The sequence below is a fragment of the Paenibacillus sp. P13VS genome (assembly GCF_015143645.1).
Classification (GTDB): Bacteria; Bacillota; Bacilli; order Paenibacillales; family Paenibacillaceae; genus Paenibacillus; species Paenibacillus xylanilyticus_A.
This window is the reverse complement of record NZ_WYEV01000003.1, coordinates 826,532-852,385: the sequence shown is the minus strand read 5'-3', so window position 1 is coordinate 852,385 and position 25,854 is coordinate 826,532. Positions and strand designations below refer to the sequence as shown.

Here is a 25,854-nt window from a genome sequence, read left to right as displayed (position 1 = left end):
GTTCGGCACCTTTAACACGATCTTCATGATCGTGCTCGTAATTGTGACGCTGTATCCATTTTTAAACACCATTGTAGTTTCGTTTAATGCAGGTAATGACACCATTCGGGGAGGCTTATATTTATGGCCTCGTGATTTCACCTTGCAGAATTACAAAGCAGTTTTTGCTTCAGGCACGATCTATAATGCGTTTTTGGTTTCAGTTGCGCGGACCGTACTTTCTACACTGCTTAATATTTTCTTGACCACCATGCTGGCCTATACGCTGAGCCGGCGCGATTATATCTTCCGTAAGCTGATTACAACTGTTTTTGTACTGACCATGTATTTCAACGCTGGTCTGATTCCGGGATACTTCCTTATGAAGGATTTGCATTTGATTAACTCCTTCTGGGTGTATGTCCTGCCATCACTGGTAAGTGCGTTTAACCTGATCGTCATTCGTACTTATATTTACACGATACCTGAAAGCTTGATTGAATCTGCGAAAATAGACGGTGCAGGAGATTTCCGGATTTTCTGGAAGATTATTTTCCCGCTATGTAAACCTGTACTGGCGACCATTGCGCTCTTCGTTGCCGTCGGGGCTTGGAACTCCTGGTTTGATGCATTTCTGTACACGTCGTCTCGTCAAGAGCTCAGCACGCTGCAATATGAATTGATGAAATTGTTGTCTTCCAGCATGAACGCCAACAGCAATCCTTCCGTTGCCAATGGTATAGGGGCAGAGCATTCGACTCAGGTAACCCCGATTTCCATTCGTGCGGCCGTGACCATTGTGGCTTCCGTTCCGATTTTGCTTGTATACCCGTTCATGCAAAAATACTTTGTCGTAGGACTTAATGTAGGGAGTGTGAAGGAATAAATGTCACAGCTTCAAGTACAACAAATTCGCTATGCGAACCCGATTCTTCCCGGATTCTATCCGGATCCGAGCATTGTGAAGGCAGAGGATTACTTTTACCTTGTTTGCAGTTCGTTTGAGTATTTTCCGGGGGTTCCGATTTTTCGGAGCCCGGATCTAATTCACTGGGAGCAGATCGGCAACGTATTGGATCGGGTAAGCCAGCTTGATTTGACTGGTCAGAAGAGCTCGGACGGAATTTATGCCCCTGCGCTGCGATACCACGAAGGTACGTTTTATATGATTACGACAGATGTTAGAGGTATCGGGAACTTCTATGTTACGGCAACCAACCCTGCCGGACCATGGTCTGATCCGATTCGCATTCCATATGGGGGAATCGACCCCTCTCTGTTTTTTGACGATGACGGGAAAGTGTATGTCACCGCTCAGCAAGGAGCGGACTACGATTCTCATGCCATTCAATATGAGATCGACATCACGACAGGGAAGGCGTTATCCGAACCTCAGGTAGTATGGCACGGAGACGGAGGACCGTGGACCGAGGGGCCGCACTTGTACAAAATCAACGGGATGTATTATATGATGTCTGCTTCTGGAGGGACCGCCAAGGAGCATCGCGAAATCATCGGTCGCAGCGAACATCCGTATGGTCCGTTCGAACGGTATCCAGAGCCTATTCTGACTCACCGCCATTTGGACCACCCTATCCAGTATTTGGGCCATGCCGATCTGGTGGAGGATCATCACGGAGAATGGTGGGCTGTATTCCTTGGTGTCCGCTTGACAGAAGACGGATATAGCGTGCTTGGACGCGAAACATTCCTTGCGCCGGTTGTCTGGAATGAGGGCTGGCCGCACATTGACAACAATGAAGGCACAGTAAGCCTGGACATGACGATTCAGCGTAAGCCGATGTCAGTTCCTTCTCAAGTGGATGGTAATGCAGCCATTGTTGCAGGCCGGGATGACTTCAATGAAGAACTGGGTCCGCAGTGGATGTTTGTGCGCAATCCGTCAGAAGGAGCATGCTCCATAACGGAACATCCGGGTTCGTTGACACTTTACGGGCAGGAGGCAAATCTCAGCGACGTTGGTCAGATTACGTTTATTGGCCGTAGACAGCAGCATCTTCAGGCTTGCTATACAACCAGCATGACATTTGTGCCGACTGCTGATGGAGAAGAAGCGGGCATGTGTATTCGCCGGGATGAGGATGCGCATTATGAGCTTGGTGTTAAAAGGTCGGAAGGACGCAACCTCATTTTTGCCCGTCTGACGGTACGTGGAGAGTCGAAAGTCGTGTACGAGAATGAGACAGAAGCAGAGCAGCTGTTCCTTCGGATTGAATCAACGGAGACGGATTACAAACTGAGCTGCTCCTTGAATGAACAGGACTGGGTAAGTCTTGGAACGGGTTCAGCACGGGGCATCTCTCCGGAGGACTTTGTGCATAAAATGTGCTTTACCGGAGCGGTAGTCGGGTTATATGCCACTGGCAACGGCCAGGCAAGTCGTACACCTGCACGCTTCGATTGGTTTGATTATGAAATCTAGCTAACTGATCTAACGAGACGAACTAATATTACTTATTCGGTAATCAGGAGGAGGGGAATTATGGAATCCAGGCGTGAAGAGGAATCATTGAAGGCTTTATATAAGGATGCTTTTCATATCGGTGCAGCGGTTAACCCCCTGACGATCGACAGCCAGCGCTCGCTGCTGGCCTACCACTTCAACAGCTTGACAGCAGAGAATGAAATGAAATTTTCAAGCCTACACCCGGAGGAGAATCTGTACACGTTCGAGAACGCAGACGTCATAGCGTCATTTGCCAGAGAACAAGGTATGGCACTGCGAGGACATACGCTGGTCTGGCATAATCAGACTCCCGATTGGCTGTTCGAAAACAAAACGGGCGGAAAAGCGGAGCGGGATGTATTGCTTGAACGGCTTCGCTCGCATATTCAGACTGTCGTTGGCAGATATAAGGATGTTATCTACTGCTGGGATGTTGTGAATGAGGTCATCTCTGATGAGAATGATGAAAGTGCATTTCTGCGGCCTTCCAAATGGCTGGATATTGCCGGGGAGGACTTTATTGCCAAAGCATTCGAGTTTGCTCATGAAGCAGATCCACAGGCTCTCTTGTTTTATAACGACTATAACGAGTCCAACCCGCAGAAGCGGGAGCGCATCTACCGACTTGTTCGTTCACTGCTGGATCAAGGCTTACCGATTCATGGGGTAGGTTTGCAGGCACACTGGAATTTATACGACCCCACGCTGGACGACATGCGTGCTGCCATTGAGCGTTATGCCCAGCTTGGCCTTCAGCTTCAGCTGACTGAGCTTGACGTATCGGTATTTCGCTTTGACGACCGACGTACGGACCTGACTCGTCCTGAGAAGGGAATGCTGGAACTGCAAGCCGAGCGTTATGAATCCATTTTCCGTCTCCTTTACGAATATCGTGAACACATCAGTGCCGTCACATTCTGGGGAGCAGCCGATGATTATACCTGGCTTGATCATTTCCCGGTCAGAGGCAGAAAAAATTGGCCATTTTTGTTCGATGAATCACATGCTCCCAAACCGGCTTATGAGCGCGTCGTGCAGATTCCGAAGCAAGCTGCAATGGAGAAAAAGTGAGATTGATATCGTTAAAGTGTCCGAAAATAAATTTGGAATTGAATCATCTCTTTTGAAAGGGAGTATTTGAATGTCTGAAGTGCCTAAACCGCATCAACCGTTAGTCACCCACATCTATACTGCAGATCCATCAGCTCATGTTTTTGAAGATCGGATCTATATCTATCCATCTCATGATCTGGATCATGACGGTCCGGTAAATGACAACGGAGACCAATACAAAATGGAGGATTATCATGTATTGTCCATGGCCGATCTGAACTCACCGGTCGTGGATCATGGTGAAGTGCTGCACGTTAAGGATGTCCCGTGGGCATCCAGTCAGATGTGGGCGCCAGATGCAGCGTACAAAAACGGAAAATATTATCTGTTTTTCCCTGCACGCGATCATGATGGCATCTTCCGGATCGGTGTAGCAACAAGCTCTTCTCCTCAAGGTCCATTCCAACCAGAGGAGCAGTACATTCCAGGCAGCTTCAGCATTGACCCTGCCGTATTCATTGATGAGGACAACGAAGCCTACATGCTCTTTGGCGGCCTGTGGGGCGGTCAGTTGGAGAAGTGGCAGACGGGAAGCTACGTGGAAGATGCTGAAGGTCCTGCTCCGGATGCGCCTGCCCTTGGCCCACGAATTGCCAAGCTCAGCGAGGATATGCTCTCTATGTCTACAGAAGCATTGGAAATTGTGATCCTGGATCAGGAAGGCAAGCCGCTTACCGCGAGCAACGAAGAATGCAGATATTTCGAAGGCCCATGGATGCACAAGTATAATGGCAAGTATTACTTGTCTTACTCCACGGGAACAACGCACAAGCTGGTATATGCTACAGGTGACAATCCTATGGGACCATTCACGTTCCAGGGCACCATATTACCGCCTGTTTTGGGATGGACGACACATCATTCCATTGTTCAATTTGAGGATAAATGGTATTTATTTTATCATGACTGTTCCCTGTCCGGCGGTGTCGATTACAAACGCTGTGTCAAATTTGCCGAACTGACGTATAACTCCGATGGAACCATTCGCATGATTGATCCATACCCGGAAAAATAACAAGTTTAAGGGGGGCCTCACGGGCCTCCCTAGTTATATAATCATACCTTGAAGCCGCCCTTGAAATCTTTCTTTGAGGTTGCATTTGGTTGTAAAGAGAGGATCACTTAGCTTATCTATTTTTGAAAGCGCTTAACTCGCGGAGTCAACCTTCATCATAATGGAGAAAGATGTTATTTTTTTCTGTCGCTTCTGGATTAAAACATGTAAAATGATTTTGACTGAAGAGTCAATGTTTGAATTGCTAATTTTAACGATATTTTTAAACTATTCATAAATAAGCGGGGTGTATTAAGGCATGGTTCATCACAATCCGATTCTATGGGCCGATTATCCAGATCTCGATGTTATCCGCGTAGAAGATACGTATTACATGGTGAGTACGACGATGCATATGATGCCAGGATGTGTCATCCTGCGTTCATATGATCTGATGCAGTGGGAAGTGGCAACTCATGTGTATGATAGACTGGATGACACGCCAGCCCAAAGACTGGAAGACGGCAAGCAGATTTATAGTAAAGGAATGTGGGCAGCTTCACTTCGGTATCACCAAGGGACTTATTATGTCATCTTTGTAGCCAACGATACGCGTAAGACGTATTTGTACACCTCTTCATCTATATTGGGGCCATGGAACAAACGCATTGTTGAGGGCTTTTATCATGATTGCTCTCTTTTCTTTGACGATGACGACCGGGTATATCTGGTACATGGCAATACCGAAATTCATCTGATCGAGTTAAAGGCTGATCTGTCAGGACCTAAACCGGGGGGATTGCAGCGATTAATCGTTAAAGAGCGAGAGCCTTTCCACCTGGGTTACGAAGGAGCCCATTTCTATAAAATCAATGGGAAGTATTATGTGTTCCTGATTCACATTTCGAAAGAGGCGGGCCGAAGAACACAGGCTTACTTCATGGCGGATACGATAGACGGTGAATTTGTCGGTGGGGAAGTTTTTAACGATGATATGGGTTATTTCAATTCAGGTGTTGCGCAAGGTGGGATTGTTGATACACCGGATGGAGAATGGTATGCCATGCTGTTTCAGGATCATGGTGCTGTGGGTCGTATTCCAGTACTTGTTCCCATGCATTTTGAAGGCAGTATACCCGTTTTTGCAAGCAAGGCACCAAGAGAAATCGATATTCCTAGCACAAGGCCGGGTTATCAATACAGCCCACTGGTAGGCAGCGACGATTTCAGTTATCACATTGGAGAAGACGGTAGAGTACGCCTGCGTGATTTTTGGCAGTGGAATCATACACCCCATGATGAGCTTTGGACTGTAACCGAGAAGCCTGGTACATATCGTATTCGGAGCGGTCAGCTCAGTCCGAACTTAACGTTTGCCGTGAATACATTAACTCAGCGCGCGATGGGACCTGCATGTACGGTTAACGTGACACTGGATGGCAGCGGATTAAACGATGGTGATTATGCAGGAATATGTTTTTTAATAGGAACCTACGGTTTGATTGCTTTAACTAGGGACGAGGGACAGTTTTACCTTGTCATGCAAGCACGGGAAAGTGAGGATTCCAGCATATTCGGGAATTTAATTGATGAGGAGCCGGCGACGGAACATGCACGAATCCCCGTAGCCGGGCCGGTCGTAACGCTCCAGGCGTCAGGTCATTTTGTGAATAATCAGGATGAGTGTTCATTTGCCTATCTTGATGATACGGAGTGGAAGGCTATTGGCATCCCTCACAAAATGTTCTATAAATTGGACCATTTTATGGGCTGCCGGATTGGCTTATTCTTCTACTCAACGAAGGTTATCGGAGGAATGGCCGATTTCTCCAATTTTGAATACCAGGTCGTCTAGGCAACAAATACACAATGGTATATAAAGTCGCCTGGTGGCGACTTTTTGTACGCCTACAGATCATTGAATATCGAATGATTGAATTCCGAATGATCCATAAAATAAATGGCATGATTCATTCCAATAGAAAAGGGGCAAGTTGCCGTGTCTAATCGATGGAAGTACAGAACAAGATGGACCTTAATTCTGCTCCTTGCGGTGCTCATGCCTGTAAGCCTTATGCAAGGAATGTCGGAGCAGACGCAACCGTTACCCACGGGGCAGCAGGGGGAGCCTTATGAGGATGAAGGGAAATATGTTCCGTCCATACAAGTCACTTTTGTCAGGGAAACAGGGGATGAACTGGAGCGAATGGTTGAGGATTTACCGGGTGAAAGTCTGATAGATAATCGCTGGACACGCTTGTATGAAGAAGAACTCGGTATTCAGATTCGTTATGACTGGATCGCCACGGGTGACGTTTATAATCAGAAGCTGGGGGTAGCCCTTGCTTCAGGCCGTTTCCCTGACGTTGTCAAAGTAAACCCATACCAGCTCAGGCAGTTAAGCAATGCCGGATTGATTGAAGATCTGACCGAAGTGTACCAGACGCAAGCCACTCCTCTTACCAAAAAAATATTGGAGGCTGAGGGAAGAGGTGCATTCGACGCTGCTACCATAAACGGTAGACTGATGGCCATCCCTGAATCGTCATCTTCCATTGAAACGGCGCAGTATCTATGGATCAGAAAGGATTGGCTGGATAAATTGGACCTACAGCCGCCCAAAACGATGGAGGATGTCCTGAACATATCGGAAGCGTTCACCGAAGGAGACCCCGATGGTAACGGGAAAAACGACACCTATGGAATGGCGATGACGAGTTATTTGTGGGATCCCGTCATGGGCATATCCGGATTCATGGCGGGTTACGAGGCTTATCCGAATATCTGGATCAAGGACAAGAAGGGGAATCTTGTTTACGGTGGCATACAACCAGAGGTCAAACAAGCGCTTGAGAAGCTGCAAAACTTATACCTTAATGGCCAGGTTGATCCCGAGTTTGCCTATAAAAACGGAAGCAAGGAGTCTCGACTAGTTCAGGACGGTAAAATAGGCATGCTTTATGGTGAACAGTGGACCCCATTCATGCTTCAGACTACGCGCGATAAGGACCCAGACGCGGAGTGGCAAGCATACCCTCTTGTGGCCGAGTCTGGAAAAGACATACGGGTCCCGCTGCGTTCCAATACAGGACAATATTTTGCCGTTAAAAAAGGATTTGCCCATCCTGAGGTCATCGTTAAGCTTATGAATCTGCATCTGGACAAAAACTGGGGTGAACAAGCTGAGTATGAAAAGTATTACAATGATGACTCACTTGCCGTGTGGAAGCTTTCGCCAGTAACTCCGTTTCCAGGAACCAAAAACATAGATGCTTACAGAGATATTCGTGACGCCACAGAAAAAGGAGACTACTCCAGCCTGGAGAATGAAGCACTTGCGATCCACAAACGAATAGTTGCTTATGACTCCGAAGGCGTAAAGAGTGGATGGGGATGGAAACAGACCTATGGCCCTTCGGGTGCTTTTAGCATTGCCGATGCCTATGACTTGAACGGACAGTTGATGTACGACGAATATACGGGTGGGATAACTGAAAGCATGGTTGACCGGCAAATTATTCTTCGAGATCTCCAGCTTGAAGCCTACATGAATATTATCCTTGGTTCACCCCTCGAAGAGTTTGATCGGTTCGTCGACGATTGGTACAAGTTGGGTGGGGAAGAAATTACATCGGAGGTGAATGCGTGGTTCAGAACCAATGGTGGAGGGAATCACGGCTCGTTGGCATCTTCGAATTAATTCACAAACCTTTTCGCGGTTTGGCTCACAGGAGGTGAAAGGGTTGTTTAGGATCCCTGCCCAGTCGTGGCTCAATAGCATATTTGCAAGACTAATTATGACCTACCTGGCTTTTGTCATTCCGCTGATTCTTCTCGGCGTATATCTATATCACTGGAGTTATGACACTGCAAGCCAGGAAATATCCTTGTCGACAGATCGGCGCTTGAACCAATTTGCCATGGAGCTGAACAGGGAGATCGAATGGATGGAGCTGCAGCAGTTCGACATCGCGGAAGACCGCAAACTGAACCGGCTTGCCATTCTATGGGATATGATGGATCAAGTGGAACGACGTGAAACGTTGAATTATTTATCGGAACGATTGGCTGCTTTCAAAAACAGCAGTGCTTACATCCGGAACGTTTACGTACATATCCCTTCAGTCAACAAGAGTGTATCGGCCGTGCAGGGCATTGATGACTTTGATCAGGAATCCTTTAGCTACTTTAGCTCAACCCGAGAAGAAAAAGGGATTCGCTTTACTGTAAAAGATGACAACCTGAATCTTAGCGCTGTGAGACTAACAGGCCAAAGAGGTGAGGAACCGCTGTTCGTTGTCCAAGTGGAACTGGATAACACTGAAGTTCAGAATGAATTGTCACAGCTCAATCTTTATCCTGAGAGCGCAACATTGCTGATTGAGGATCAAACGGGGCTTGCCATCTCGGACCAGCGGCGTGACGCCATTCTGTCCAGTCACAGCAAGTCCAGCCTTGCGAATTCGCAAAGTAACTTTCAGGTGAGTGTGGACGATACCGTGTATCATGTGAACCAGCTCCATATAAGTACGCTGGGCTTGTCCGTAGCCACCTATTTGCCGGAGGAAATCGTAACCAAACCTCTCAGCAGATTTGTTCAATGGGCCTGGATTTTTGCCATCACTTCATTCATCGCCATCGCGGCGTATCTGTATTCCAGCTACAAGCTGATCCACATGCCGCTGCTGCTGCTTGTCAAAAGGTTCAAGAAAATGGAGGGAGGGGTGCTGGACATTCCAATCAACCATCATCGAAAAGACGAATTCGGTTTTTTGTACAGCCGTTTCAATCTTATGATCGAAAATCTTCGGCAGCTGATTGACCGTGATTTCAAAATGACCATGATGATGCAGCGGGCCGAATTAAAACAGCTTCAATCCCAGATTAATCCACATTTTCTGTACAATAGCTTCTTTATTCTAAATTCCCTCGCCAGAACAGGAGATACGGATCGTATTGAACAATTTACGAACATGCTCGGCGAGTATTTCCGCTTCATCACCCGAAACGGGACAGATCATGTTCCCTTGAAGGAGGAGGTGGAGCATTCGCGAATCTATACGGAAATTCAGCAGCTGCGATTCTCCAGACGCATCAAGGTGGACTTCGGGCAAGTACCCCTGGAAATGGAACAGATTCAGGTGCCCAGGCTGATTATTCAGCCGATTATTGAGAATGCTTACGAGCACAGTCTTGAAAAAAATACAGATATGGGTCTCTTGCGCGTACATTTCAATATGGAGGAATCCTTTATCGAATTTGTCGTGGAAGACAATGGTAACGAGCTGCGCATGGAAGATATTGAGCTCCTCCAAGAACGGCTGCTAAATGAAACAAGTACAGATGAAATGACCGGATTAATGAATATACACCGGCGCCTTAGACTGACCTATGGGGAAAAAAGCGGTCTTTTTCTCGCCAAGAGTGAGCTGCAGGGGCTCAGAGTCGCTGTTCGGATTCAAACGGAAGGAAGGGGAGACGAATAACGAATGTATAGACTTTTAATCGTGGACGATGAGGAGATTATAACGGATAGTCTGTATGAGACGTTTGCCAGATATATGCCAGACAGCCTTGACGTGTGCAAAGCCTATTCAGCTGCGGAGGCATTATCTTGGATGCGGCGCTCCAGGATCGACATTGTTCTGACAGATATTCGCATGCCGGGCACAAGCGGTCTGGAGCTGACCGAGGAGATTCAGGCCCGATGGCCGCAATGCCGCGTTATTTTCTTGACAGGACACAGTGATTTTGATTATGCCTACAAGGCTTTTCAAATGGGCAACGTAAGGTATTTACTCAAAACGGAGGGCTATGACAAAGTGATGACCGTCGTCGAACAGGTCATCGAAGAGATTCGGCAAAGTCATACCATGAATGAAGTGCTGGAACAGTCTGATGAGATTACTTCCAGATTAGCCGCGCTGCAGCAGGAGGAATATGTGCGTAAGCTTCTTCAGCAGTGTAAGCCGGCAGGTTCAGCAGATGAGATTCAAGCTGAACTGACGCGAAGAAACATTGAATTGCAAGCCGATTCCCCGGTGTTCCTGGTGCTTGGTCGATTCAACACGATGCCAGTAAACCCGGCTGATCTCGAACATCTTCAGGCCTCCATTCGAGTGATCGGCTCTTCGCTTATCCGTGAACATGCGACATCTGCCAGCGTAACCGATCATTATGGCGATGCGGTCTGGCTGATTCAACCGAATAGAGAGAACGTCAGCCTGGACGATCATTTTGTCACCTATGTCGAAGGTACATTGGAACTTGTACAAGAAGCTTGCCAGTCTTCCTTGGGTGTATCCATTGCATTCGCATTAAGCGGACAAGGCTGTCCATGGTCGCAAATTCCAAGACAATACGAACGTCTGCGTCTCCTGCAATGGATGAAGATCGGGGACGGGGTATCCATGGTGTTAACAGATAGAACCGAAGAACCTGCAGTGGGGGCTTCCAAGGATCACATCCGCATTTCAAGCCGTATTGAATTAATGATCGGTTATTTGGAAACCGGCAGGTTCCAGGCTTTTTATGACGTCTTTGAAGAGCTGATCAACGAATTGCTGCAGCAGGACATGATCATGGAGCGAGCGATGGAGACGTACTATCACTTGGCACTGATGCTGTACACCACATTCAATCGTTGGGGGCTTCCGCATAAAATCCCTGATCAGCGACGCCTTCTTCATCTCGGAGATTATCGAAGTATAAGGGAGGCCGTACACAACCTGTACCAAGCTGCTGATCAGTTGGTTCAATTCAAACAGGCCAATGAAGCGGAACGGGCTAATTTGGTGACCCAAACGATATGCACGTACATCAAAAACAATCTGGAGAAGGATTTATCCTTGGTCCGACTGGCTGAAATGAATCATTTCAACCCATCCTATCTCTCACGGTTCTTCAAACAGGAAACCGGGATCAACTTGTCCGAATTTATTGACGATTGCCGCATTCGAAAAGCCAAGGAGCTGCTGGCCCATACGGATCTTATGGTGCGGGAGATTGCGCTGCAAGTCGGTTATGAAGCAGCTCATTCGTTTACACGTCTGTTCAAGAAGCTGACAGGTATGACGCCGCAGGAATATCGCGAATCCTTATTGGTTCGATAGGAGAAGTGTAAGAAACAGAAATGATTGGCTGAGACAGATTTCAAGAGTCAAGTATGCTTCCGTACATTGACGATAGGTTTACTGTCTTCATCAAATGTCATAAAGATCCGGATATGATAAAAACGCAGGAGCAGTTGCTCCTGCGTTTTTTGGTTAGGAGTAGCCGAGTTCCAAATGGCAAACAGATTAATTCATACCTATGCTGTATGGGTTTTCTGTCTGCGGTAGGCATTGGGACTTGAACCGGTATACGATTTGAACTTTTTGTAGAACCAATCAATATCCTTATAACCGACCTCTACAGCTATTTCGTAGATTCGCAAACTGGTAGAGGATAGAAGCTGCATGGCTTTCTCCATACGCTGCTGAAGCAAGTAATCCGTGAAAGACATATTTTCCTCCAGCTTGAACTTCTGGCCCAGGTAAGCGCAATTGAAATGCAGCATATCGGAAATTTTCCTTAACGTGATTTCATCCCCCAGATGATCCCGGATATAGGCTTTGACCAGGCGGATGACATGACTGGAGTTCATTGCTTTTCCGTAGATTGGAATAGGGGATTTACTAGGCAGACTTTGTTTGACTGGTTCCGAGCTCAGCCTGTTCTGCATTCCAAGTAAACTATTCAGCAGATCAGAGGGCCGGACTGGACCGGACAAATAGTCATTTACCTGATAAGCCAGCGCTTTTCTCACAAGTCGGTAGTGATCTCTTCCACCTAGCAGAAGGATTGGAATATCACTTGTTTTCCGTATGTGGTGACATAACCACAGCCCAGCCGTATCACACCGCTCCGTAAATACAACTACAATGGCAAATTGCTGTTCAGACAAAGCAGTCAGGGCTGCAGGAGCAGAATGGACACATTCACCGATCGCATACTGCGATTTGTTATGGGTCAGCAGTTGCTGAAGTTCTCTGCACCAACGGCGACTGTAATCGACAAGCAGCATATTGTACAAGAAGCATGACCTCACCTTCCTGAATTTCGTGCGGGCGTTTCATCTCTGAATAAAGGCATAATTTTATTATGGGAATAAAAGAAAGCGCATACAATGTGCAACTTTTTGCAGATAGTGCATTTCTTTACCAATTCATATTAAAAAGCCAGCGTATCTTTTCAAAACCATGCCTTTCTATAATTTGACAGGGTAAATATCTAAGTTTCATCAGGTTGTTTACGCTTTCATCCGAGAGATACACTGTGGGAGCAAACGACAATCAGGGGGGAAGACGATGAGAAAAAACAAGTTTATGCTACTGAGCCTGGTATTCGCGGTCATGCTGTTCATTGCTGCATGCAGTTCTACGCCAACCGCACAACCTGAACCGGAGAAACCGGCACCTCAGGAGGAACAACAACCTGCCGAAACGGAGCCCGAGAATCCAAACTCCACGCCGGAGATGGATTTTGATATGGGCGGCCGGACCATCAAAGTGGTTGCTTGGTGGGACATGGAGATTCAGGACAATAACCCGGACAATATTCAGCGCCTCGAAAATCTGGAAGCACTGAAGAAAAAACACAACTTTAACATCGAATATGTTTCCATCGACTTTGGTGAGTATCAGGAGAAAGTAGTGGCTTCCCTGATGGCAGGTGAACCGCTTGGGGACTTTGTAAGGCTCGGTAAGGATTACGCCATCCCTGCACTGACCAAACAGGATCTGTTGTGGCCAGTGGATGACTATATCAAAAACGACAAGGTATTCAACCAGAAAACGACCAAGGAATACATGCAGTACGAAGGCAAGGGATACGGGTTTACCGAAGATCAATCTTCGTTCATTAATGGCATTTTCTACAACCGGACCCTTATGCAGGAACTGGGATTGAAGCCATTGCAGGAATATGTGGATGCCGATGAATGGAACTGGGATACATTCCTCAGCGTCGCAAAGGAAGCAAACAAGGATCGAAACAACGATGGCAAGCTGGATACGTGGGGACTTGCTCAGACAGGTCTTCTTGAACCCGTTTTGTATTCCAACGAAGCTTCTCTGACCAAAGAAGATAAGCAGAACCTGGAGGATCCGAAGACCAAAGAAGCGCTGAACTTCCTGTCCAAAATGGCAACCGAGAAAGTCGGCAGAGCTTCAGAAGGCGGCGACTGGACAGAACCATCCACCTTCTTCCGTCAAGGTAATACGCTGATGTACGCAGGGGCAATGTACGAGGTGGAAGGCATTATGACGGATATGAAGGATTATGATATCGGCTTTGTACCTTTTCCCAAAGGACCAAGTGCTTCGGCATATCACTCCGGTGAATCACGCTACCAAGCAATTACTATTCCTAAAGCGGTGGAGAACCCGGAACAACTGATGTACATCTGGGAGAAAATTAACGAGATCGATTCGATCTACGAGTATCCCGGCCAATCCACGCTGGAGACACACCTGACGGATGAGGCGGACATCAATAACGCCAGAGAGGTTGCAGAGGGCATGCTTGTACTTGACCACAATACATTCCCGTCCCTGCCATTCTGGGACTTTGATGCAGAGCTTAAAGAGGGCGTATCCGTATCTACGCTGATTGAGAAATACAAGGCTCCCTTCCAGGCAGCGATTGATGAGGTATATAAATAAGCACCTACACTATACACGGGCAGAACGCATCAGTATCGGTGTGGTCTGTCCGGGTTAGTTAGTCAACCGTTTTATGGTCGCTACGCTTACAGGAAAGGGGATACATTCGAACATGCGGTCACGTAAGAAAATGGGACTGATTCTGGTGCTTGTCCTGGCCTTAGTGTTCTCGATCTGGACGATCTATCCATCGCGTGATCAAAGCACGGGAACGGTACATGCGCTCGAAGATTTTGAAGCGGTCTCGAACACGGACGATGAAAGCAGCTATGAACATTATCTGAGTATGCATGCCAGCAGCGCCAAGCCGGATAACGTCATACGAATTGAAGGCGAATCTTATGTTCAGGCCGAAGGCGGAGCATTCGAAGTTGTACAGGGATATGAAGGATTGGATGGCAAAGCCGTCATTACGCCTGAAACCGGAAGCATTCGCTGGGATGTGCCTGTTCAAGCGAGTGGTCTGTACCATGTCCGCATCCATTATTATCCCGTTGAAGGCAAGAGTTCAGGGATTGAACGCAGGCTGGAGCTAAACGGGCAGGTTCCATTCAGGGGGGCTGACGTCCTGCTGTTCGACAGGGTGTGGGGCAATCGGGAAGAAGACATCAGGCGGGATGACCGCGGCAACGATCTCAGGCCGAGACAGGTGGAACAGCCCGAGTGGCAGCTCGCTTCCTTCAGGGATAGCGCAGGTTACTTCGAGGAGCCGTTCCAATTTTATTTTGAAAAGGGTACACAGGATTTAATGCTCACCTCGCTAAGAGAGAGTATGGCCATTGATTATATCGAACTGTATCAGGAAGAGGACGTCCCTTCCTATGCGGATTTGCAGGCAAGTTATGAGACACGCGGCTTGAAACCGGCTACTCCTGTCATGCTTAAGGTTCAGGCAGAGCAGGCAGCGAGCAAGTCCTCGCCGACACTTTCACCCATCTCGGATCGATCCAGTCCTTCACTGGAGCCATATCACGTTTCGAAGATTCGGATTAACGCTATTGGAGGAATAAACTGGAAACTGCCGGGTGAATGGATTGAGTGGGAGATTGATGTGCCGGAAGACGGGTTATATCAGATCGCGCTGAAGGTGAAGCAGGACCAACTGCGCGGCATTTATGCCACCCGTAGTCTCACCATTGACGGTAAGGTACCGTTCAAGGAAATGAAACGCATTCGTTTTAATTACAGTCCTTCCTGGCAAACGCAAGTCCTCGGAGCCGGAGAAGAACAGCCCTATCAGTTCCATCTTGAAAAAGGGAAACACCGCATTCGGATGACGGTCACACTGGGTGATATTGCCCCGCTGCTCCGTACGGTGGAGTCCAGCGTGCTGGAACTGAACGAGATGTACCGCAAAATATTAATGATCACTTCGAACCAGCCCGATCCGCTGCGGGATTATCAGCTCGAACGGCGTATACCGGAGATGACCGAGGTGTTTGAACGACAGGCTGAAACACTTAGCTCGGTTGCAGCCTATCTGGAGGAGGCCACGGGTGAGCAGAGCGATAAAGTCGCGATTCTGAATGCCATGGTCGTTCAGCTTAGGGATATGGTGGCCAGACCGGAGACGGTACCGAAACGATTGGATACATTCAAAATTAACGTGGGCGGACTTGGTACCTGGATTCTGACCGTACGAGAGCAGCCCATTACGATGGATTACCTTGTCGTATCCCAGCCAGGTGGGTCACTGCCGGATGCAAATTCTTCGGCCATCCAGCAAGTAAAGCATGAACTGGGAGCCTATGTGGCTTCCTATACGGAAGATTACGACAGTATCGGCAACGTGGAGCAAAAGAAAGACGCGATTACCGTCTGGATTACAACTGGACGGGACCAAGCCCAGGTGCTTAAGGGTCTGATCGATGATTCGTTTACCCCGGATACCGATGTCTCGGTACAATTGCGCCTTGTTCCGCCCAACATTCTGCTGCCTGCAACGCTTTCGGGGGAAGGACCGGACGTAGCCATGCAGATGGGTGAGGACATTCCCGTGAACTATGCGATGAGAAATGCGGCAGCGGATCTGAGCAAGTTCCCGGACTTCGAAGAGATTTCCGAACGGTTCCGTGAAAGCGGACTGACGCCTTACCGTTATAATGACGGGGTTTACGCTCTGCCGGAACAGCAGCACTTCCCGATGCTTTTTTACCGGAAAGATATCCTGAATGAGCTTGGCCTTGAACCGCCGAAGACATGGCAGGACGTCTATAACGCCATCGCGGTGCTCCAAAAACACAACATGGAGTTCTATCTGCCGATCGAGGATACGCTGAACAATGCAAACCTTGTACCGAATTCCACTTTTGCCATGCTGTTGTATCAGAATGATGGCACCTTCTATACGGAAGATCAGAAGAAGAGTGCACTGGATTCGGAGATTTCAATGGATGCATTTAAACGCTGGACCCAGTTCTATACCAATTACAAATTTCCGCTCAAGGCAGACTTTCCAAACCGGTTCCGTACTGGGGAAATGCCGATTGGCATCGCCGATTATACCACGTACAACATGCTGACGGTTATGGCACCGGAAATTCGCAACCTCTGGGATTTTACCATTGTTCCGGGTACGGAGCTTCCGGACGGTTCGATACGGCATGAGGTAGCCAGTGCGACCAGCGCCGTGATGATGCTCGAAAATGCAGGCAACAAGGAAGCTGCATGGAAGTTCATGAAATGGTGGACCGATGAGCAGACCCAGATCGAATACGGAAGAGAAATGGAAGGCTTGATGGGGGCAGCTGCCCGCTATCCGACGGCCAATATTAAGGCACTGCAGCAGCTGCCTTGGCCCGTGAAGGATTATCAAAATCTCGAGAAACAATGGAAATGGGTACAAGGTATCCCGCAGCTGCCAGGAGGTTATTTCACAGGCAGGCATCTGGACAATGCATTCCGTAAAGTGGTCAACGCCAACGAAAACCCGCGTGAGGCCCTGTCGGACTATGTCCTGTATATCGATGACGAAATCGAGTTAAAGCGCAAGGAATTCAATCTGAAGTAGAAGGAAGGGAGGGTAACGGTTGCAAGCCAAAACAGCCAAGACAGCAGCCGCTCCTGCCATCCATACGCGTCCAGCGGGCAGGTGGTCCCTTTTGAAAAGGGATCTGTATCTCAGCAGACATTATTACGTATTGATGGCACCGTTTATGTTGATCTTTTTTATGTTCACTGTCATTCCGGTCGGCATTTCGCTTGGGCTCAGCTTTTTCCATTTCAATATGCTGGAGCTGCCGCGTTTTATCGGCTGGCAGAACTATTCACGCTTGTTCCTGGGGGACGATGTCTTTTTAATTGCTCTGAAAAATACGCTGCTGTTTGCCGTCATCACCGGCCCAGTCAGTTATATTGCCTGCTTTTTGTTTGCGTGGATTATCAATGAACTATCGCCCAAAATCCGGGCAGTTATGACGCTGGTATTCTACGCTCCGTCCATATCCGGTAACGTATTTTTCATCTGGCTGATCATCTTCTCAGGTGACAGCTACGGGTACATGAATGGCTTCCTGATGCGTCTGGGCGTCACCCTAGAACCCATCCAGTGGCTCGCAGATGAGAGATACGTGCTGGCCATCGTCATTATCGTGCAACTATGGCTCAGTCTCGGAACCAGCTTCCTGGCTTTTATCGCAGGTTTGCAGACGATTGACCGCTCGCTGGTGGAAGCCGGTACCGTAGATGGGATCAAAAATCGCTGGCAGGAGCTCTGGTATATTACCCTGCCATCGATGAGACCCCAACTCATGTTTGGCGCCGTCATGCAGATTACGGCTTCATTTGCGGTAGCCGAAATTTCGATTGCCCTGGCCGGTTTCCCAAGTGTTAACTATGCAGCGCATACGGTCGTTACTCACTTGATGGACTTCGGCACCATTCGCTTCGAGATGGGATATGCCTCGGCCATTGCAACGGTGCTGTTTGCACTGATGCTTGGTACGAACGTCTTGACGCAAAAAATGCTGAGAAAGATAGGTGAATGACAATGACCAGCAAAGTACGTGCCGTGTTCGGCATGCCCAAAAGACTGAATCGGTCATTTACCGTCAGCCTGATGCTGTTTGCCCTGCTGGCCGTATTTGGATCATTTATGGTGTTACCTCTCATCTATGCTGTTAACAACGCATTTAAGCCACTGGATGAATTGTTTATTTTTCCACCGCGCTTCTGGGTGAACAATCCGACAACGGAGAATTTCGCGGATCTGATCAATCTGATGGGCAATTCGTGGGTACCGTTATCGCGCTATATTGCCAATACATTGCTCATTACGATCCTGGGAACAGCAGGACATATCCTTCTGGCCTCAGCTGCGGCGTATCCACTGGCGAAATATCGTTTTCCGGGTTCAAAGGTGCTGTTCACAATTGTCATTCTGTCCCTCATGTTTTCGCCGCATGTCACTGCCATCCCGAACTACATGGTGATGTCCTGGCTCGGCTGGATTAACAGTCATGCTTCGATTATCGTGCCATCCCTAGCGTTCTCGTTGGGACTGTTTCTGATGAAACAGTTCATGGAACAGATCCCGGATGCACTGCTGGAGGCAGCGAAAATTGATGGCGCGAATGAATACCGGATTTTCTGGAGTATTGTGATGCCTAATGTGAAGCCGGCATGGCTCACTTTGATGATTTTGCAGTTTCCGGCCCTCTGGGGAACAGACGGTGGAAGTTTTATTTACAGTGAAAATCTTAAAACATTGCATTACGCGCTCAGCCAGATTGTTCAGGGAGGAATAGCGAGAGCGGGGGTTGGTGCAGCGGTTGCACTGCTGCTTATGATCGTACCGATTACGCTGTTCATCATCTCCCAGAGCAGTGTCATGCAGACGATGGCTACTTCGGGCATGAAAGAGTAGAAAGGAGGCAGCGAGGTGCGGATAAGCACATGGAACAAGCAGGGCTGGATCATCATGGGCATGGTCTGCCTCCTGTGGTTCAGCCAGGAGGCAGCACCCGTGAGTGCAGATGGCAAGCAGGATGCTTACCAATATTCCTACTGGGGCGATTCCGTTCCGGCTCCTGCAGCATACGAGGCCACGTCCATCATTACGGGAAAAAAAGTGAACGCTGGGGCATTCAAGGAACCAAGTGACATGCATGTCACAGCGGATCAGCGGGTGTTCGTACTGGATTCCGGCAATGGTCGCATTGTGGAAATGGATCGTAATTTGAAGCTGGTCCGGACGATTGATTCCTTTGAACGTGAGGGAAAGAAGGAGCAATTCAATAACCCGCAAGGGCTGTATGTAAGTGAAAAAGGGGATCTTCTCATTGCGGATACCGACAATCAACGCGTCGTTCATCTGAATGAACAAGGCCAATTGGTCAAGGTTGTGGCTGAGCCGAAATCGGATCTGTTACAAGCGGATTTTCAATTCAAACCCGTTCGGGTTGTCATGGATAAAGGAGACCGCATTTACGTCATGGCAGCGGGTGTATTTGACGGATTCATGGAATTCAGTGCCGACGGTACATTTTCCTCCTTTATCGGAGCGAACAGGGTTCAAGTTGACCCGGTAGAGTATTTGTGGAAACGATTTGCCACGCGCGAGCAGCGCAGTCAGATGGTCATGTTCACGCCGACGGAATTCACCAACCTGGATATGGATGAAGAGGGATTCATCTATGCCACGAGCGGTGACCGCGGCAAAGATCCAATCAAGAAGCTGAATGCCCAGGGGACCGATATCTTGCGCAGACAAGGTTATCATTACCCACAAGGTGATCTGATGTACACGAATGAAGCAGGGCCATCGCGCCTGATTGATGTAGACGTGGGAGACAGTGACATGTATTCGGTGCTTGACTCCAGCAGAGGGAGAATATTCACCTATAACGGGGATGGGTACCTGCTCCATATTTTTGGGGGGATAGGCAATCGGTTAGGCCAGTTTAACACACCAGTTGCACTGGAACGTGCAGGAGACCGAATGCTTGTGCTGGATAAGGCGCTCGGTGAGATTACGGTATTCGAGATTACCGAATACGGGCGCACGCTGCACGAAGCGGTGCGCAGTTATTACAACGGGGATGAAGATCAATCCTCGGTGCTGTTCGCCAAGGCCGCCGAGATGAATGCGAACCTGGAGTATGCCTATGCGGGTATTGGCAAGTCGCTGCTTCGCCAGAAGGATTATGCCGAATCTGCGCAATATTTCAAACGGAGCATGGAGCGGCAGGGTTACTCCAAAGCTTTTCTCTTGTTCCGCAAGGAGCTGATGCGTGAGCATTTTTCGTGGATGATGTCCGGTCTATTCCTTGCTGTTGCTGCGTTTGTTACCGTCGTCATTGTTCGCAGGCAGAAAAGGAGGACAACAAATGCAAGCGCCAAGTAAGCAGCTTTACCAGTATCCGCTTCACCTCATTTTTCACCCGTTCGATGGGTACTGGGAACTGAAATATGAACGTAATCAACGAACGACATTGCTGATTGCCTGTATGATTATGCTGCTGCTGACGGTTACCAAGATTTTGCATGCCCAGTACAGCGGTTTTCTCATTAATTTTAACAATCCCAAGTATCTGAACAGCCTGCTTGAAGTGTTGTACGTCATGATCCCGGTATTGTTCTGGTGTGTGGCCAACTGGTCGCTAACGACCCTGATGGACGGAGAAGGCAAGTTTTCGGAGATTTTTATGTCGACGTGTTTTGCACTGGTGCCGCTTCTCCTGATTCATTTCCCGTGGATTTGGCTGAGTCTCGTCATTTCCGCGCAGGAGACAGCCTTTTATTATTTCTCCAATGCACTTGCTGTGGCTTGGACGGTGTATCTGTTATTCGTGGGCAACATGACCGTTCATCAGTACACACCGGCTAAGACGGTGCTTACGATGCTGCTTACCCTTGTAGCCATGGCTTTTATGGCTTTTCTGTGCTTGCTTTTCTTCAGTCTGGTGCAGCAGATCGTATCGTTTGTCGTAACCATCTATCAAGAAATCGTGCTTCGGGGCTAAGGAAGGAGGACATCCAGTGAAATATGCTGTAGCAAAAAAAATAACCGGAATGCTGCTGATTGGCAGTCTGCTTCTAAGTGGTTGCCAGGTCTCGCTATCACCGCAAGCTCGTGAGGCAGCAGCAGTTGTAGATCAGGCGGATCTTCCCTCCCTGCCTCCCGGAGAACAACTGAAATCTTCTTTCAGCGATCCTCGCCTGCAAGACATGATTGGTATTGCCAGGAATGAAGCCTTGCAGCTGTTTATCGATGAAAAAACGGCAGAGATTGCTGTCCTGGACAGCGAGAGCGGACAGATCTGGCGCAGCAATCCGGCAGATCGAGAGCAGGACGGGATTGCGGCCGGCATTAACAAAGATCTTCTGTCATCCCAAGCCAGACTTAGCTTTTTCAACAACCAGGGACAGAGCAGTACGGTGAACTCTTATACGGATAGTATCGGTCATAAACAGGTTAGCTATGAGGCTATGCCAAGCGGGGTCCGGGTTCACTATCAGTTCGGGAGCACCGAACGCTCCATTGAAGATTTGCCGGTCAAAATCAGCAAGGAACGATTTGAGCAAAAGCTGTTAGCACAGCTCGACAAGGCAGGAGAACGCGCCTTGAAGATCGGGTATACCGAAGACAAAGAAGAAGGTGTTTATGTTCGAATCGACAAGGCTCTGCAGGGACTTCAGCTGTCTCGTGCTCTCAAGGCATTTGACACGGCCGGTTATACGGAAGAAGACCTGGCACAGGACCATGCCGAGCACGGGATCGATCAGGAGCGAAGTGGACCGCGGCTCTTCATGTTGACGCTGGAATACGAACTGGATGGTGAGAACCTGCTGGTGCGTGTTCCTGCATCCGGCATTCATTTTCCGGAAGAATATCCGATCAACACCATATCCGTACTGGAATATTTCGGGGCCGGAGGGACGAATGAAGAGGGCTCGATATTTGTACCGGACGGCTCGGGAGCACTAATCCATTTTAACAATGGCAAGCTCCAGTATCCCGGTTATCAACAAGATGTTTACGGCCCGGATTTGACGATGAAGTTGAGAGAAGCCGGCTCGGCAGAAGCGAAAGCCCGGTTGCCGGTCTTTGGACTGATTCGCAAAGAGGGAGCTTTCCTTGGCATTATCGAGGAAGGGGACGCTGTGGCAGTGGTGAATGCGGATATCAGCGGCAAGCTGAACAGCTATAACAACGTATATCCAAGCTTCTATGTCATGAATAAGAGCGATGTAACACTTCAGGCAAGTGACATGGTGCGAACACTCCCCAAATTCCAGAAAAAACCGACAGCATCAGACTTTGTTGTCCGTTACGCCTTTGTCGGCGGGGAGAAGGCTTCCTATTCAGGGCTGGCGGAAGTCTATCGGAATTATCTGCTGCAAACTGGCGGACTTCCCGAGCAGCAAGCGGGGAAAGAACATGCGGGCATTCCATTTTATCTGAAATTGTTCGGCGGGATGACAACCCGGCAGCATATGCTGGGTATCCCTTATGATTCGACTGAGGCGCTTACGACCTTTGAGGAAGCCAAGCAGATTCTGTCCACGCTGACGGAGAAAAATGTATCCAACATTCAGGTTCGCTACGCCGGATGGTTCAATGATGGATTGCACCACCGACTGCCGGATTCCATTTCGGTGGATGGAGCCATTGGTGGCAAGAAGGGCATGCGCGAATTTAGTGATTACGCACGGGAAGCGGGTATCGGATTTTATCCGGATATAGCTCTGCTGAATGTGCAGTCGAAGAAAGGGTTCAAACCGAATAAAGAGGCTTCACGAACGTTAACCCAGGAACCGGCTGTTGTGTATCCGATGAATCAAGCCCTACAGCGCCGTGACCGGGAAAGGTCACCATCCTATGTACTTTCGCCCAACAAGCTGGATCAGGTTACCACAGATATGCTGGATGAGATGAAGTCTATTTCAAAAGCAGAGCAAGCGCAATCACTGAGCCTGCAGGATCTGGCTGAACAGCTGAACAGCGACATGAATCCCAAGAAGCAGCTGGATCGAACGGAAGCGCTGGGCGTAGTTACCAAATCCCTGGAACAGATCAAACAGCAGGCAGGCTCCGTTGTGGCCGAAGGTGGAAATGGCTACGCGCTTCCTTATGTTACCGGACTGACAGATGCTCCAATGAGCAGCAGTCAGTTCAAACTGGAGGATGAGGAAATTCCGTTCTTTCAATTGGTGGTTCATGGAAATATTAGTTACACGGGATCTCCCTACAATCTCTCGACGTATACGAACCCAAGACAATATGTGCTGAAGCTGATTGAATATGGTGCAAGTCCGTACTTTGCCTGGTTTAATGCGCCTAATCATGTAGTCAAACAGACCGATTATGACGATCTGTACGCGGCAAATTACGAGCAGTGGGTAGATCTGGCTGCCGAGATGTACAACGAGGTCAATCAGACCAATCTTCCATTCGCTGGGCGTTCCATGAAATCGCATGAAGCATTGGCGGAAGGTGTGTACCGAACAACCTATGATGGCGGTGGCTTCGTGATCGTGAATTATAATGATTTTCCTGTAGAGGTTGAGGGCCAATCCGTGGAAGCCCAAGGTTATGCGACGGGTGGTGAGCAGCTCTGAAGACACTCCTGAAATGGAAATCGGGAAGTCGTACGTATGCTCAGCAGAAAGCCATGTGGGGCATCATCTACGTGCTTCCATGGCTGGTCGGATTTGTATTGTTTTTCTTCATCCCGCTGCTCGCGTCACTGCGTTACAGCATGAGCACGATTCAGGCCAATGCGGAAGGCATTGCCATTCAATTCACCGGGGTCGCCAACTATATTCAGGCGCTCACCGTCAATACCAGTTTTAACCGGGCGTTGATCGAGTCGATTACCGATGTGCTTGTCAATGTGCCTCTTATTGTCATATTTAGTCTGTTTCTCGCCGTCATCCTGAACCAGAAGTTCAGAGGCCGGGCTGTGGCACGTTCCATATTCTTCTTGCCCGTTATTTTGGCATCCGGTGTCATCATGTCTCTGGAGAGCACCAGCTTGATTGATGCTGTTAATCAGAACAGTACTGGAGGAAGTGCACTAGGTACATTTGAGCTTGAGAATCTGATGCTGGATGCCGGGGTGAGCGAATGGATCGTGACGTATCTGAGCAGTGCCGTGGATCGGATCTATCAGATTGTCAGCCAGTCGGGCGTGCAGATTTTGATCTTTTTGGCTGGCATCCAGACCATTTCGCCTCAGCTCTATGAGGCATCCAAAATGGAAGGTGCTACCGGGTACGAAGCATTCTGGAAGATTACATTCCCGATGGTCAGTCCGCTGATCTTTGTCAATGCGATCTACACCATTATCGACTCGTTTGCCAATAACGCCATGACTGAACTGATCCGGGATACCGGATTCGTGAAATTTGACTTTGGCCTCAGCTCAGCGATGGCATGGGTGTATTTTCTGGCGATTGCCATCATTCTCGTGATTGTATCCATAATTTTCTCGAAACGAGTCTTCTATCAAGATTAGAAAGGAGGACGTTCAGCGTGACGACTTCTCGATTATTATCGCTGGAACACTGGAAAGGCTGGCTCTGGTCTGTGATTCGCTTCGTACTGATTACTGGACTTTCCTTTGTTATCCTCTTTCCGATATTTCAGAAAATCTCAACGTCCATCAAAGATAAGGGTGACCTGTATTCCGCAGTGGTAGTATGGATTCCCCAGAATTTCTCAATCGATAACTTCCAGCAGGCTATCCGGGTTATGGATTACTGGGCGACTCTGTTCAATACCTTCGCGCTGTCAGCGACAACAACACTGTTAACGACAGCGTCCTGTGCCCTTGCAGGGTATGGTTTTGCCCGTTTGAAGTTCAAGGGGAGCAATTTGCTGTTCGCAGGTGTGATTCTCACGATTCTCGTGCCGCCCACGACGATTTTGATTCCGGTGTATCTCAATCTGAAAAGCTTCGACCTGATGGGCTTGATGACACTGATTGCCGGCAAACCGGTAAATCTGCTGAATACCTACTGGCCGTTCATTTTGACCGCCATTACGGCCAATTCGCTTAAAGCCGGATTGTATATTTTCATCTTTCGTCAGTTCTTCCGCGGCATTCCGAAGGAAGTGGAAGAGGCGGCATATGTGGACGGGGCAGGTATTGGGCGGACCTTTGCCCGTATCATGCTGCCGAATGCCATTCCATCCATGGTGACCGTAATGCTGTTTTCCTTTGTATGGCAGTGGAATGATAGCTTCTACACGACCACCTATCTGACTTCAAGTAAGGTCATGTCGACCCAACTGTCTTCGCTTCCGTATAATCTGGCCCAACAAGTAAGTGATGGAGCCTCTAAGGCGGATCCTTTTTATCTAAGCATGATTCAGGATACGGGAATATTGCTCGCCATTCTGCCTTTGATTGTCATCTATCTCTTCGTGCAGCGTTATTTCGTGGAAAGTGTAGAACGTACAGGAATTGTTGGCTAAAACGTTACGCTTAACTGTGAAGGAAGATCCGAGACAGATCGGTACGATCTGAAGAGAGGAGGAGGAGTCTTGCGCCTGAACGTATGGAACGGGCTGCGGAAGCGTGCGCCAACCGATGTTTAGTCTACTTTTAGACTTTGCTGCAACTCATCGGATATTGCATTGAAGATAAGCA

General features: G+C 48.5%; 18 protein-coding genes. 17 read left to right on the top strand and 1 reads right to left on the bottom strand.

Annotated elements, in window-relative coordinates:
• The first annotated feature begins 25 nt into the window (after positions 1–25).
• From GUA98_RS08630 to GUA98_RS08595, 8 genes are all read left to right on the top strand, one after another.
• Positions 26–865, top strand: coding sequence for a carbohydrate ABC transporter permease (locus GUA98_RS08630; RefSeq protein WP_227779547.1), 840 nt, complete (start codon positions 26–28; stop codon positions 863–865).
• Positions 866–2,422 (top strand): glycoside hydrolase family 43 protein, encoded by a 1,557-nt coding sequence (locus GUA98_RS08625; RefSeq protein WP_193722728.1) that lies wholly within the window; start codon positions 866–868, stop codon positions 2,420–2,422.
• Positions 2,423–2,482: 60 nt separating this feature from the next.
• Positions 2,483–3,517 carry an endo-1,4-beta-xylanase gene (locus GUA98_RS08620; RefSeq protein WP_227779498.1) on the top strand — a complete coding sequence of 345 codons (1,035 nt, stop codon included), beginning with the start codon at positions 2,483–2,485 and terminating at the stop codon, positions 3,515–3,517.
• A 70-nt stretch (positions 3,518–3,587) separates the two neighbouring features.
• Entirely contained in the window at positions 3,588–4,574 is a 987-nt protein-coding gene (locus tag GUA98_RS08615; protein ID WP_153978916.1) for a glycoside hydrolase family 43 protein, read from the top strand.
• 298 nt (positions 4,575–4,872) lie between these two features.
• Complete coding sequence (locus GUA98_RS08610; protein WP_193722727.1) at positions 4,873–6,408, top strand: glycoside hydrolase 43 family protein; 1,536 nt, start codon at positions 4,873–4,875, stop codon at positions 6,406–6,408.
• Between the two features lie 144 nt (positions 6,409–6,552).
• Positions 6,553–8,253, top strand: a complete 1,701-nt coding sequence (locus tag GUA98_RS08605) for an extracellular solute-binding protein (protein ID WP_321573847.1) — start codon at positions 6,553–6,555, stop codon at positions 8,251–8,253.
• 43 nt (positions 8,254–8,296) lie between these two features.
• Complete coding sequence (locus tag GUA98_RS08600; RefSeq protein ID WP_321573846.1) at positions 8,297–10,039, top strand: sensor histidine kinase; 1,743 nt, start codon at positions 8,297–8,299, stop codon at positions 10,037–10,039.
• A 3-nt stretch (positions 10,040–10,042) separates the two neighbouring features.
• The gene (locus tag GUA98_RS08595; protein WP_193722726.1) at positions 10,043–11,665 is read left to right on the top strand and encodes a response regulator; all 1,623 of its coding nucleotides are present in this window, start codon (positions 10,043–10,045) and stop codon (positions 11,663–11,665) included.
• A gap of 197 nt (positions 11,666–11,862) precedes the next feature.
• Here the strand turns inward: GUA98_RS08595 and GUA98_RS08590 are convergent, their stop codons facing one another.
• Complete coding sequence (locus tag GUA98_RS08590) at positions 11,863–12,618, bottom strand: helix-turn-helix transcriptional regulator (RefSeq protein ID WP_227779497.1); 756 nt, start codon at positions 12,616–12,618, stop codon at positions 11,863–11,865.
• A gap of 283 nt (positions 12,619–12,901) precedes the next feature.
• Between GUA98_RS08590 and GUA98_RS08585 the strand changes: the two genes are divergently transcribed.
• The 9 genes from GUA98_RS08585 (at position 12,902) to GUA98_RS08545 (ending at position 25,679) form a co-directional block, all read left to right on the top strand.
• Positions 12,902–14,257 (top strand): extracellular solute-binding protein, encoded by a 1,356-nt coding sequence (locus tag GUA98_RS08585; RefSeq protein ID WP_193722724.1) that lies wholly within the window; start codon positions 12,902–12,904, stop codon positions 14,255–14,257.
• A gap of 112 nt (positions 14,258–14,369) precedes the next feature.
• A complete protein-coding gene (locus tag GUA98_RS08580; protein ID WP_193722723.1) occupies positions 14,370–17,267 on the top strand; it encodes an extracellular solute-binding protein in 2,898 nt (965 codons plus the stop codon).
• 58 nt (positions 17,268–17,325) lie between these two features.
• Entirely contained in the window at positions 17,326–18,243 is a 918-nt protein-coding gene (locus tag GUA98_RS08575) for a carbohydrate ABC transporter permease (RefSeq protein ID WP_376035425.1), read from the top strand.
• 2 nt (positions 18,244–18,245) lie between these two features.
• Positions 18,246–19,121, top strand: a complete 876-nt coding sequence (locus GUA98_RS08570; RefSeq protein ID WP_076288847.1) for a carbohydrate ABC transporter permease — start codon at positions 18,246–18,248, stop codon at positions 19,119–19,121.
• Positions 19,122–19,136: 15 nt separating this feature from the next.
• Positions 19,137–20,600, top strand: coding sequence for a hypothetical protein (locus tag GUA98_RS08565; protein WP_415753005.1), 1,464 nt, complete (start codon positions 19,137–19,139; stop codon positions 20,598–20,600).
• Positions 20,584–21,219 carry a Yip1 family protein gene (locus GUA98_RS08560; RefSeq protein WP_095286590.1) on the top strand — a complete coding sequence of 212 codons (636 nt, stop codon included), beginning with the start codon at positions 20,584–20,586 and terminating at the stop codon, positions 21,217–21,219. The genes GUA98_RS08565 and GUA98_RS08560 overlap by 17 nt, the downstream gene beginning before the upstream one ends.
• A gap of 16 nt (positions 21,220–21,235) precedes the next feature.
• The gene (locus GUA98_RS08555; RefSeq protein ID WP_193722722.1) at positions 21,236–23,818 is read left to right on the top strand and encodes a DUF5696 domain-containing protein; all 2,583 of its coding nucleotides are present in this window, start codon (positions 21,236–21,238) and stop codon (positions 23,816–23,818) included.
• 53 nt (positions 23,819–23,871) lie between these two features.
• On the top strand, positions 23,872–24,717 hold the full coding sequence (locus tag GUA98_RS08550) for a carbohydrate ABC transporter permease (protein WP_193722721.1): 846 nt from the start codon (positions 23,872–23,874) through the stop codon (positions 24,715–24,717).
• A 17-nt stretch (positions 24,718–24,734) separates the two neighbouring features.
• Positions 24,735–25,679 carry a carbohydrate ABC transporter permease gene (locus tag GUA98_RS08545; protein WP_153978909.1) on the top strand — a complete coding sequence of 315 codons (945 nt, stop codon included), beginning with the start codon at positions 24,735–24,737 and terminating at the stop codon, positions 25,677–25,679.
• The last annotated feature ends 175 nt before the right edge of the window (positions 25,680–25,854 follow it).